Here is an 11,228-nt window from a genome sequence, read left to right as displayed (position 1 = left end):
AAGTCTATGGGTGTCCTTTTTTTCTCTGGCTCCGTTTACAGGCTGGATAGCGTTTGTTGTCCACAGACTTTGCTCACGGCCTTCCACAATCAGCCTGAGTTGTTGCTGAACTCCGGGGGGAAGACAGAACATAAAAAAAACATAAAAAGGACATAAAAAGGACACCCACTTTTATCGGTCGAAAAGTCTATGGGTGTCCTTTTTTTCCCTTTCTTTTATCGGTCGAAAAGTCTATGGGTGTCCTTTTTTTCTTCTTCCTTTTTTTCTTCTGTCGAAAAGTCTATGGGTGTCCTTTTTTTCTCTGCTTTTTTTCTCTGGCTCCGTTTACAGGCTGGATAGCGTTTGTTGTCCACAGACTTCGCTCACGGCCTTCCACAATCAGCCTGAGTTGTTGCTGAACTCCGGGGGGAAGATGACGATAATCTTTTGGTTTCAGAGCCAGATAAATGGGTTGTGAAGAAGGTTCGGTAACCGCTTTATCCAGTATTGCAAGAAGTGCCTCTTCGTCCCTGATTTCTATAGCTTTGCCACTGGAATAAAACTGTCCGGAGAAAGGTCGTTTCGGCCAGAAATAGAGGGCGGAGAATGAAAAATCCGGTTGCTGCCTGTACACATCGAGGATGCCTGCGGCGGAGTTTTTGTGATCCTTGATGGTGATACAGATCACCAGGATCAATAGTGGCACCAGGCTGCCGGGCAAGGCTAGCCAGTAACGGAGTTTCCGAGGATTTCCCACAGTCCGCCCAGCGGCGGACATCTTATTAACCATGTCGCCCAGGTAGTCGGCGATCAACAAAGCCAGAGCCGGAATACCCGGCAATACATATGTCCACAGGATATTACTGGCCATAGTGAAGAACAGCATCGGGCTTAACATCCAGCACCAGAGAAACAGCCGCCACTGCCGGGGCTGGTTAGCAGCCTCTGTACACTGACTGGTATGACTATCCGTCATCTGTCGACTTTTCCACCAGGCCAGGGGTAATACAATATTCCAGGGCAGGGCGGCTCCCAGCCAGAGCAGCCAGATCATGCCTTTGGGTTGAATATGGGCAGAGCCATAAAGGTCGCCCTCCCAGCCCCCTACCAGGAAACGGCGGAAATGTTCACCAACAATAAAGTAATCCAGAAAACCGGGGCTTGCCCGCTCTGCCAGAACGTACCAGGGAACGGTAATTGCCAGCATTAAACAAGTGCCTTTTATCCAGGGAAGCCTAGACCAGATAGTCAACAACCGTTGTTCAGGCAGGCACCAGAGAAACACAGGTATTCCCGTTAAAATAAAAGTAATGGGACCTTTTGCCAGCAAGCCGATGGCCAGTCCCACAAAAAACAGGTAACCCCAGATAGCTGCGCCGGGACGAAACCAGGACTGCCAGAATGACACCAGGGTCAGGGTGGTACCGGCTAACAGAACCGTATCGGTCATCACCGCACCAATGCTGATGGAAAAAACGACGGTGGTTGCCAGCACAGCTAACGCCATGGCTGCCCGAATACGGTCACCCTGGTCAGCGGCCAGTTTCCAGACCAGCGCCAGTACCAGCATCCCTGTCAGAAAGTGTGGAAAACGGGCGCTGAATTCACTGACACCGAAGAGTTTGAAACTGATAGCAGAAAGCCAGGTGTGCAGGGGAGGCTTACCCCAGAACGGGACATTGTAGTCAAACTGGGGCGTAATCCAGTTGCCTGTTTCAGCCATAATACGGGCAATCTCACCGTACCGCGCTTCTGTGGTATCCATCAGCGGATAGAGACCGAGACTGATTAAACGAATCGCCAGTGCAACCACAACCACCATTATGGATAACTGCATCATACGTAATGCCAACGACTTCTGACTGTGCATCATGAAGCAACCCCGGTTAGGCGACGATTTGCAGGTTTAATGAATTTTTTCATCACCAGGTAAAGGGGGCGTTGTTTGGTTTCAATAAAAATACGCCCGACGTACTCCCCCAACAGGCCGATGGCCAGCAGCTGAACGCCGCCCAAAAACAGTGTTGCCACCATCAGTGAAGCGTATCCCGGAGGTGCGATACCCAGGGTAAGCGCCTTGAACACAATCACCAGGGCATAAAGCACCGCCAGGGTGGCGGTAAGAAAACCACCCCAGGACGCCAGCCTCAGGGGTTGAATGCTGAATGAGGTAATCCCTTCAAATGCCAGGCCAAGTAACTTAAGGTAGTTCCACTTGGTCTCTCCGGCTGCCCGGGGATCGCGATCAAAGAACAGTGCTTTCTGCCGGAATCCCGGCCAGGAGAAAAGCCCTTTCATATACCGGGTCTTTTCCGGCAGTGCATTGATATGATCAACCACCCGGCGACTGAGCAGGCGGAAATCACCAACATTTTCCGGGATCGGTATATCCGAGAGGCGGTTTAGCAACCGATAGAAAACGGCTGCCGACGTTTTTTTCAGCCAGCTTTCACCGTGGCGCTCACGACGGCGCATATTGATAATGTCGTAGCCTTTACGCCATATATCCACCATATCGGGAATCAGTTCCGGTGGATCCTGCAGGTCGCTGTCGATCAGGATCACTGCGCTGCCCCGGGCAGCTTCAATACCAGCGCTCATGGCGGCTTCCTTGCCAAAATTACGACTGAGCCTGATTAACACCTGCTCGCTGGTATTCTGGGATAACAGCTGGAGTTTGCGCCAGGTTTCATCACTACTGCCATCATCAATGTAGATAATTTCCGAACCGGTGGACATGGCATCCAGAACACAAGTCAGACGACGATGAAACTGGTCAACCACCGCCGCTTCATTGAACAAAGGCACTATTATAGATAACTCAACATCTGTTTTTGATTGTTGTTTTATAAGTTGATAGTCGTATTCCTTCGACTGGTAAGAGGACATTGCATAGAGAGACATGAACGTACACCCTGAATTCTAATAGATGGTCAGCATCTTAAGTGGCAGGACGTGAAAAAAATGTCCGAGACATAAATTTCACTTTTTTTATGATATTTTCCGCCTCGGTACACCCCTGGAATGAATCAATCCATCCGAACATAAACCCAGATGCGTTGAGAGGATACGCCCTATGCGCTTACTACTGGTGGAAGATAGCCGTGATGTTGCCGGTATCCTCTTCGACTACTTTGAAGCCCTTGATTACGAGCTGGACTATGCCGCCGATGGACGACAGGGTCTGACTTTAGGCCTGGAAAACAGTTATGACATCATCCTTCTGGATGTCATGCTGCCGGGCATGGATGGCTTCGAAATCTGCGCCGAGCTGCGCCAGCAGGGCATCACCACCCCCATTCTGATGCTAACCGCCCGGGATACCCGGGAAGATACCTTATGTGGCTTTGGACAGGGAGCAGACGACTACGTTATTAAACCCTTCGATCTGAATATCCTGCAGGCTCGGATTGAAGCACTGGCCCGCCGGGTTCACCCGGAACGTTTCCAGCAGACATTACGCTGTGGCTCACTGCAACTGGATATGCGCACACGGGAAGTGTTCCGCGAGGGACAGAGAATTATCCTCAACCCCACCGGATTCCGCATTCTGGCCCTGTTGGCTGGTAAAGCCCCGGCTACGGTTACCCGGGAAGAGATAAGTTATAGCCTCTGGAAGGACAATCCTCCGGATGGTGATATCCTGCGCAACCATATCTATCAACTCCGGAGCCAGGTAGACAAGCCCTTCAATAAAGCACTGATTGTCACAGTACCCAAAACCGGTTACCGGCTTGACTGCAATGAATAACACGGGGCGTAAAGGTATTGATCAATACTCAAGGCGGTCTTTCCGGTTTCAGATCACCTCGACATTTATCCTGATGGCCTCCGTGGTTGTGCTGATTCAAATGTTTCTTTTTGGCGCGGCCATCAAGGACTCTGAAGACGCCGTGATAGAACGCCGCCTGAGCTTATACCGGGATATCGCCCTGCGTGGATTCCAATACCATATGGATAATAACGGAGTGTTATCCATAGATTCGCTGACCACAGCCTACAAAGGGCACGCTCATTTACCGGATCATTTGCGCGAGAACATTAATCAAGGGTGGCATGGAGTTCAGGAAATCTCCCTGAACAACGACTCAGAAGAATATATGGCGCTGACAGTTTATGAACCGTCGGTAGCCAGGGACGAGCTGATTTATATTATTGAAAATATCTCCCAGCTGGAAGCCAATGAACATCAGAGTGCACTGCAAGTCGGTGTATATTCCATCGTCGGTATTATTCTTTTTGCCCTGACCTGCCTTTCCATGGTTTTTATTGTTCGGAGGCTGACGGCTCCCTTAATACAACTCAGTCATCAGCTGCATCATGCTGAATCCGATGATTTATCATTACTGGATATTCCAAAGTACGCGCCGGAAGAAGTACGACAACTGGTTACTAACCTCAATCATTACCGACAACGTCTGAAGCACCTGATTGAACGTGAAAGATCTTTTACCAGTTTCGCAAGCCATGAACTGAGGACACCACTGACGGTTATGCGTGGAGTCGCGACATTATTGACGATCTCTACCGAACCATCGTTTATCCAGCGACAGCAGCAGCGTCTGATCAAGGCCACAACAGACATGAATGACGTTGTAGAAACCCTGCTGGGTCTTATTCGTGACGCAGGACAGGAACGATCTGTCCCGACAAGCATTGGCAGGGATATTCTGGAGCAGGTGCTGGAAGATAACCGTCAGCTATTGACCAGCAAAGCAGTTGATGCCGGGGTTATTCTAATCAGCAAACCCATTGTCCGGGCACCAGAATCGGTTATACGGATCCTGCTTTCTAACCTGGTGCGTAATGCAATGGCCCATACGTCCCACGGCAGTGTCACTGTGGAGGTCAATGATCAATACCTCAGGGTCATTGATAGCGGAAGTGGCCTGAACACACAATCACAGACCCATGAAGGATATGGTATCGGACTGCTGATCGTTAATGACATATGTCGTAAATATGGCTGGACATTTTCACTGACCGGTAACAACGGGCAACCGGGCTGTACCGCATCGGTACAGTTCAATCCCGGTCCTGACCAATAGCCTCGAAATGCTACAAGGCATTTCCTCAGTTTTTCATAAAAATAAACCGCCGGGTTAACAGGTAGTTGAAAATAAGACCCACACTAATACCCAGTGCCTGAGCCAGCAGCGGCCAGTCCGACAGCGGCGTAAAGTGGATCAACAGCCAGAATGTACCTACATTGGGCAGAAAACCTGCTCCCGACAGCACCATATAACTGAACCACTGCCTTATAAGGGATAAAACAGTCTGGCCTGTCAGGGTTTGCCCGTAGGTAAACACCCGGTTGCAGAGCCAATTACAGCTTGCTGCTCCCCAGAAAGCAATAATCCGGGCATCCATCACCGTCATACCCGCTTTCATCAGGATCATTAACAACAGGCTGTCCACTACAAACCCTGATCCTCCCACTAGACAGAAACGCAGGAAATAACGCTGATGCTCCCGCCCTCGGCTGATAAATATCTGCATATCAAAAAACGCAACAATTAATGGCTTCAGGCTCCGTACCCTACATGAACCTGTGTGAAAGAAACGTCTCCGGACGCAATTTTCACATTACTCACGTCGACTGCGGTCTGATCATCACCCGCCATGTGAGTCCGTCACCCAACGATAAATAAGAAGTTACCCTACACTGAACCAGCTAAAAGTTCTGGAGCCGGTTCTTGGTAAAGCCAAAGGACTTCTGGGAGATACAGGCTACTTCAGCGCATCGAATGTTTTGGTGTGCTTGGCATTTAATCTGAGACTGATGTTCTGCCTAAAACAGGAAAATGAAGAAAAATGGCTTGCACTGGTGCTCTATTGGCTTGTTTTTAACGTGTATCTGGTTGGTTACCAACAAAAGCAAAATCACGTTGTTTAAAATGACTGGCTTCAGCAGGCTTGTGGGGACTTCTGAGGCCAGACTGGTCAAAAATCACATTATGAGCAGCCTGTGACCGTCAGTCCGACCTCCTAGTGGCGCTAATATCACACAGCTATCAGGAACCTCGGTAACGAGGCGCAGGCGTTTTCTACGGCGTGGTTTTCATTGGCTTGAGCGCAGCCGTCTTCTTTTCTTTCGGTTTAACGGCAGTAATCGCATTAATGTGCATCCCTTTTAATACATTCAACGCCTGATTCAGCTGATAATCCTGGGCCAATAGCTCCGCTACCTCTTTCTCTGCCTTACTGGCCCTGGCTTTCTTACTGTTGGAGACATCATCTTTATTGCCATTGCTGAGATGTCGTTGTAAATCAGCTTCCTTATACTGCTGAGGGGCATCAATCGGGGTTACTTTGGCACGCTGGACCAGAATATCCGGTTTAATACCTTCGGCCTGAATGGATCGGCCATTGGGCGTATAATACAAGGCAGTGGTCAGTTTTAATCCCTTGGCTGCATCAACACTCAACGGTAAAACGGTTTGTACCGACCCCTTGCCAAAAGACTCGGTTCCCATCAGCACAGCTCGCTTATGATCCTGCAGGGCACCGGCAACAATTTCGGAGGCAGAGGCTGAACCGCCATTGATTAACACCACCAATGGGACGCCCTCTGACGGGTCATCAACCGATGCGCTAAACCTCAACTCAGAGTTTGGAATACGACCTTTGGTGTAAACAATCAACCCTTCGCTGATAAAGGCATCGGTAACGCCAACCGCAGCCTGCAGCACCCCACCCGGATTGTTGCGCAGATCAAGAACCAGCCCGTTAAGCTTGCCGTCTTTCTGTGCTTGCTTGAGTTCTTTCAAGGTATCCACCAGCTCATGGCCGGTATCCGCCTGGAACTGACTGACACGAATATAACCATAACCCGGTTCAAGATGCCTGGCCCTGACGCTCTGGACTCGGATAACCGCCCGCTCCAGGGCAATCTCAAGGGGCTTTTCCACACCCTCACGGACAATCGTCAGCTTGATCGGGGAGCCTGCCTTACCGCGCATCTTATCCACCGACTCTCCCAGGCTCATGCCCTTAACCGACACATCATCCAGCTTAATAATCAGATCCCCTGCCTGAATACCGGCTTTTGCGGCAGGTGTGTCATCAATGGGGCTCACCACCTTGATAAAGCCATCTTCCATGCCCACTTCAATACCCAGGCCACCAAACTCTCCAGAAGTATTTTCTTCCAGCTCCTTGAAGTCATCCGGTTTCAGATAAGCAGAATGAGGATCAAGCCCGCTGAGCATTCCCTGAATGGCATTTTCCAGCAACGTCCTGTCATCGACTTCCTCAACATAGGCTTTTTTGATGCGCTCCATGACTTCGGTAAAGGCCCGAAGTTCATCAAGAGGCAGCTTTCCTCTTGGCTGCTCACCATGCCCGGTGTCCTTGTCTACTGGAGACTGGCTGTTGATTTCAGCGGCAGGAGCCTTTGGGGTCTGCTCTTCCTGAACAGCCGTATCAGCCCAGCCATTGAATGCCAGTCCGGTAGCCAGCACCAAAGCCGATGCCTTGATAAGCCGGTGAAGGTTAAAAATCAAATTCATGAATGCTCCCGAGCATTATTTAATTCAGTGAAGTATAGAAATTACTTATCGGTATCACCGTTTGAAACTACACTGAGTTCGGGATACTCTCCGACAGTGGTACATGGTTTGGATTCCCTTTCTCACTTACGGCCAAGCCATAAAGATGGGTTCTGGGGTTTGCCCTTCAGGCGCACTTCAAAATAAACCCCCTCAGTCTGCTGCCCTCCACTCTGACCGCTTAATGCCAGTGGCTCACCCGCCAGTACGGTATCACCTTCCTGCCTGAGAAGGGTGTCATTGTGAGCGTACAGCGTCAGGAAATTATCGCCATGGTCAACGATCGCCAACAGGCCATAACTGCTCAGCCAGTCGGCAAAGATAACCCGGCCATCATGAACGGCATTAACCGTTGTTCCGGAGGTTGCGGCAATGAACATGCCCTGCCAGCGCATGCGTGTTTCCGGATTCTGATCGTTGAACTTAAACAACACACGTCCTTTTACCGGCCATAACAGCTTGCCTTTACGACTGTAGAAAGACTCACTGTTACCGAGCTGCCGACTGATAATACTGGCCAGCACCTTATCCAGCTTCTCTCGCTCCTGTTCCAGCTGTTTAAGCGCTTTTCCTCCCTTTTGATAACGACTCGCCAACTCACTCAGCCGCTGTTTACGTTCAGACTGCTGTTTGACCAGGGACTGTTTTTTCTGGTCAATCACGGCTTTTTCCTGATTCAGTCGGGTGAGGAGGGTTTGCTGATCATGTTCCACAGATTTCAGTTCCGCCAGGGTTTTCTCATACTCCCGGACGGACTGAAGTTGTGCCTTTTGAAAGTAATCAAGATAAACCAGTTGTCGGGAAACACTGTCCGGATCTTCCTGGTTCAGCAATAGCTTGATGCGGCTGTCACCCAGACTCTTATAAAGCGATTGCAGACTCCGGGCAACCTGAACCTTCTGCTGCTCACTCTTTGCCGTCAGTCGTTGCTGACGGCTCTGGAGCTTTTTTATTTCGCCCTGCCCCTCCTTAAGGCGAGCTTCCAGAGTGATGATATCGGTGTTCAGTTGTTGAATGGCCTTGTCGTTCTTCTGCACCTGTTTCTGGGCAGAAGTTCGTGCCGCATTGAGAGATTCCAACAGCTCTTTCGTATGTTGGATATCACTTTCAATGGCTTTGATTTCTGCCTCGGTTGCCACCTGTTCATTACTGATACCCAATTGAGGAATGATTGAGCAGGCAGCAAACAACAGTGCTGTGAACATTTTTTTATATCTGCCCGGGAGCAGCGGATTGAAAAGTATCATGGGAGGCGTCTTTGGCTATTGGCGAAAACCCTATAAGTATGCCTGCAATTAAAGATCAGATATAGACAGGGAAAAGGTGACTCTCAATTCAATGAGTTTCACGGGCGTTACTGTTCAGGCAAGGCGGCATTTAGGATAGGGTCGCGTTATAACTCTGCCCTCGGCACCTGTGATACCACTTTTCATGACCAGCGCCTCAAATCTTCAGCCGCAACAGGGAGAGAGAAGTACCATCCCCATATCATCTTCCCAGAGTCAGTTTGTGACTGTCATTGATTGACTTGAGCGATATTTTCATTCTGCACAAAAGGTTTTTCGCACTACCCTGCTCGAAATCTAACTGAAATAGGTTATTGATCAGTTTGGTGACATTCATTATGGTCCATTTACGGGCATTAATGGCAAAATCAGAGGGTTTCTGGCTTTCCAGGATTGTCCTGAGTTCCTTTTTTTGATTATCCATTATGCGATGAGCCTTCTTGGCCTTCTTGGCCTTCCTGGCTTTCTTGCTGGAGATGTGATCAGATGATGAACTAATTACTCCACACAGTGGCCGTGGCGTTGGATTTTGTTTAAAGAGTCTGGACAGTTCCAGCTCTTTCCTGTTTCCCGACAAAAAATCCTGAATATACCCATCAAGGGCAGTTTTAGGTAAGAATTCTTTCACTTCCTCAATCAGATCCTTATATTCTCTTAACGTCGCTAAACGTTGAAAGTACTCCTGCTCCAGGGTACAAGAATCCGCTGTTGTAGATTCCGGAGGGTTATGGCAGTCCATATCGTTAACAGTCGGAGGGGTTCTTTGCTCACTGTTATTTCCGGGAAAGTCAGTTCCTGCTATTGGCGTTTCATATCGTTCGAACGGCTGGCGGGGACTATATTGATCAGGCATCTGTCTTTGTGCCCGGTAAGGGTATGAAGGATCAAGAAACGCACGGTCATCAGAGAAGCGCCCGGTGGTGGTTTTTTCCTGTATTTCTTCATGAGATAACACTGACATGGGGCTGCTTATATCGGACATATGGTCAACCATTCCGCTGAACATTTGTTCAGTATATTGGCTACCACCGTAATTTTGCTGACCTGTGAAGCCCTCGCTAAAATACCCCCCGGAATAAACAGGCCGAACAGAACGATAAGGGAAACCTCTCTCAAAACAGCAAGCATCACCTTCCATCCGGGTACCCGCACTGGCAGCCATTGCCCTCATGGGCACCACCTCTATGCAATGATGTGTGCAAAAGCGGGCAGGTTCACCCTCAATCCGTGGTAACTCAACGTTGCCATAACTTACGAAGGTCGGTGTTGGAGCTAAATAAATAAATCCGGGATAAACCATGAAGAAAACCCAAATAAAAAATAATTAACGTGACCGGTATCAACTAGACAACTAAATTGGCAAGAAATTTCATAAGTTCGAAACATTCCTCTGATACAATAAAAATTGCATTATGATAAAGCAGGTTTTCATGAAACTGACTTTTCTGGGAACTTCGGCCGGCATGCCCACCACCGAAAGAAATGTCACGGCACTGGCACTGGCCATTGATGATGCCAGACAATGGTATCTTGTGGACTGCGGTGAAGGTACGCAACATCAGCTGCTTCGCTGTCGCTATACCCTCAACAATCTTAAAACCATCTTTATTACTCATGTTCACGGCGATCACATGTATGGCCTGCCGGGGCTGATTAGCTCTGCCAGCATGCAGGGGCGGCAGGCACCCCTGACCATCTGCGCACCTGACGGCGTTCGGCAGTTTGTTGAGGCGGCATTACACTATGCCGATGTTCTGGAACTTCCATTCAGTATTGAGTTTATTCGCAGTGACCAGCCGACTTTTCACTATCAGGATACCCGGGTTGCTGTCACGGCTCACCGGCTCTCCCATCGTGTGCCAAGCTTTGCCTATCGTTTTGCGGAAAAAACACTCAGTACCCAGCTGAACATTCAGCAACTGACGGCACTGGGCGTTCCCAGGGGAGAGCTATGGGGGCTTTTGCAAAAAGGGCAGGCCATTACTCTTGACGATGGCCGGACGATACTCCCTGAACAGGTTCTGCAACCACCACCCGCCAGCCGGGTTGCCATTATTGCGGGTGATAACGATAAGCCGGAATTGCTTATCGATGCACTGCAAGGCAGCCATCTATTGGTTCACGAAGCCACCCTCACCGACGCCGCCCTGCAAAAAGCCGGACCAGTCTGGATGCACAGCTCAGCCCGAATGGTTGCTGAAGCAGCAGAGGCCAGCGGTGTTCCCAATTTAATTCTTACCCACTTCAGTGGCCGCTATCAGCGTTCTGCTGAGGCAGGTGCCAACAGCATCCATGCGTTAAAGGCAGAAGCTGAAACGTACTATTCGGGTAATACAGGCATGGCCCGTGATTTCAGTACCTGGGTAGTGGATAGGGACGGTCGGCTGGTTGAAGCAGATTGAAATCTGGATTT

At 49.5% G+C, this 11,228-nt stretch carries 9 protein-coding genes; 3 read left to right on the top strand and 6 right to left on the bottom strand.

The genetic code is table 11. The annotated features are described in order from the left end of the window. Positions 1-280: 280 nt before the first annotated feature. Together J7438_RS15755 and J7438_RS15750 are read right to left on the bottom strand one after the other, a co-directional pair. Positions 281-1,852, bottom strand: coding sequence for an ArnT family glycosyltransferase (locus J7438_RS15755; RefSeq protein ID WP_209277299.1), 1,572 nt, complete (start codon positions 1,850-1,852; stop codon positions 281-283). Next, on the bottom strand, positions 1,849-2,883 hold the full coding sequence (locus J7438_RS15750) for a glycosyltransferase family 2 protein (RefSeq protein ID WP_286196622.1): 1,035 nt from the start codon (positions 2,881-2,883) through the stop codon (positions 1,849-1,851). The genes J7438_RS15755 and J7438_RS15750 overlap by 4 nt, the downstream gene beginning before the upstream one ends. Positions 2,884-3,055: 172 nt before the next feature. On the opposite strand from J7438_RS15750, the gene J7438_RS15745 reads away from it, so the two are divergent. Beyond that, the gene (locus J7438_RS15745) at positions 3,056-3,730 is read left to right on the top strand and encodes a response regulator transcription factor (protein WP_209277298.1); all 675 of its coding nucleotides are present in this window, start codon (positions 3,056-3,058) and stop codon (positions 3,728-3,730) included. Continuing rightward, positions 3,723-5,027, top strand: coding sequence for a sensor histidine kinase (locus J7438_RS15740; RefSeq protein ID WP_209277297.1), 1,305 nt, complete (start codon positions 3,723-3,725; stop codon positions 5,025-5,027). The genes J7438_RS15745 and J7438_RS15740 overlap by 8 nt, the downstream gene beginning before the upstream one ends. A 25-nt stretch (positions 5,028-5,052) precedes the next feature. On the opposite strand, the gene J7438_RS15735 is transcribed toward J7438_RS15740, so the two are convergent. The 4 genes from J7438_RS15735 to J7438_RS15720 all read right to left on the bottom strand — a co-directional run bounded on the left by J7438_RS15735 (position 5,053) and on the right by J7438_RS15720 (position 9,986). Continuing rightward, entirely contained in the window at positions 5,053-5,478 is a 426-nt protein-coding gene (locus J7438_RS15735; protein WP_286196621.1) for a GtrA family protein, read from the bottom strand. A 548-nt stretch (positions 5,479-6,026) separates the two neighbouring features. Beyond that, positions 6,027-7,490 carry a S41 family peptidase gene (locus J7438_RS15730; RefSeq protein ID WP_209277295.1) on the bottom strand — a complete coding sequence of 488 codons (1,464 nt, stop codon included), beginning with the start codon at positions 7,488-7,490 and terminating at the stop codon, positions 6,027-6,029. A 122-nt stretch (positions 7,491-7,612) separates the two neighbouring features. After that, positions 7,613-8,734, bottom strand: coding sequence for a murein hydrolase activator EnvC family protein (locus J7438_RS15725; RefSeq protein ID WP_209277294.1), 1,122 nt, complete (start codon positions 8,732-8,734; stop codon positions 7,613-7,615). 283 nt (positions 8,735-9,017) lie between these two features. Further along, positions 9,018-9,986 (bottom strand): hypothetical protein, encoded by a 969-nt coding sequence (locus tag J7438_RS15720; protein ID WP_209277293.1) that lies wholly within the window; start codon positions 9,984-9,986, stop codon positions 9,018-9,020. A 259-nt stretch (positions 9,987-10,245) separates the two neighbouring features. On the opposite strand from J7438_RS15720, the gene J7438_RS15715 reads away from it, so the two are divergent. Then, on the top strand, positions 10,246-11,217 hold the full coding sequence (locus J7438_RS15715) for a ribonuclease Z (protein ID WP_209277292.1): 972 nt from the start codon (positions 10,246-10,248) through the stop codon (positions 11,215-11,217). The last annotated feature ends 11 nt before the right edge of the window (positions 11,218-11,228 follow it).

This window comes from Thalassotalea sp. G20_0, assembly GCF_017744175.1.
Lineage (GTDB): Bacteria > Pseudomonadota > Gammaproteobacteria > Pseudomonadales > Endozoicomonadaceae > Endozoicomonas.
Note: the sequence above shows the minus strand (reverse complement) of the source record. Positions and strands in the feature narration are given on the sequence as shown.

Bases quoted from the DNA above. Each gene is read 5' to 3' on its own strand.
- J7438_RS15745 (WP_209277298.1), top strand. From the start codon at position 3,056: ATGCGCTTACTACTGGTGGAAGATAGCCGTGATGTTGCCGGTATCCTC.
- J7438_RS15740 (WP_209277297.1), top strand. From the start codon at position 3,723: ATGAATAACACGGGGCGTAAAGGTATTGATCAATACTCAAGGCGGTCT.
- J7438_RS15755 (WP_209277299.1), bottom strand. From the start codon at position 1,852: ATGATGCACAGTCAGAAGTCGTTGGCATTACGTATGATGCAGTTATCC.
- J7438_RS15715 (WP_209277292.1), top strand. From the start codon at position 10,246: ATGAAACTGACTTTTCTGGGAACTTCGGCCGGCATGCCCACCACCGAA.
- J7438_RS15735 (WP_286196621.1), bottom strand. From the start codon at position 5,478: ATGCAGATATTTATCAGCCGAGGGCGGGAGCATCAGCGTTATTTCCTG.
- J7438_RS15750 (WP_286196622.1), bottom strand. From the start codon at position 2,883: ATGTCTCTCTATGCAATGTCCTCTTACCAGTCGAAGGAATACGACTAT.
- J7438_RS15730 (WP_209277295.1), bottom strand. From the start codon at position 7,490: ATGAATTTGATTTTTAACCTTCACCGGCTTATCAAGGCATCGGCTTTG.
- J7438_RS15725 (WP_209277294.1), bottom strand. From the start codon at position 8,734: ATGTTCACAGCACTGTTGTTTGCTGCCTGCTCAATCATTCCTCAATTG.
- J7438_RS15720 (WP_209277293.1), bottom strand. From the start codon at position 9,986: ATGAGGGCAATGGCTGCCAGTGCGGGTACCCGGATGGAAGGTGATGCT.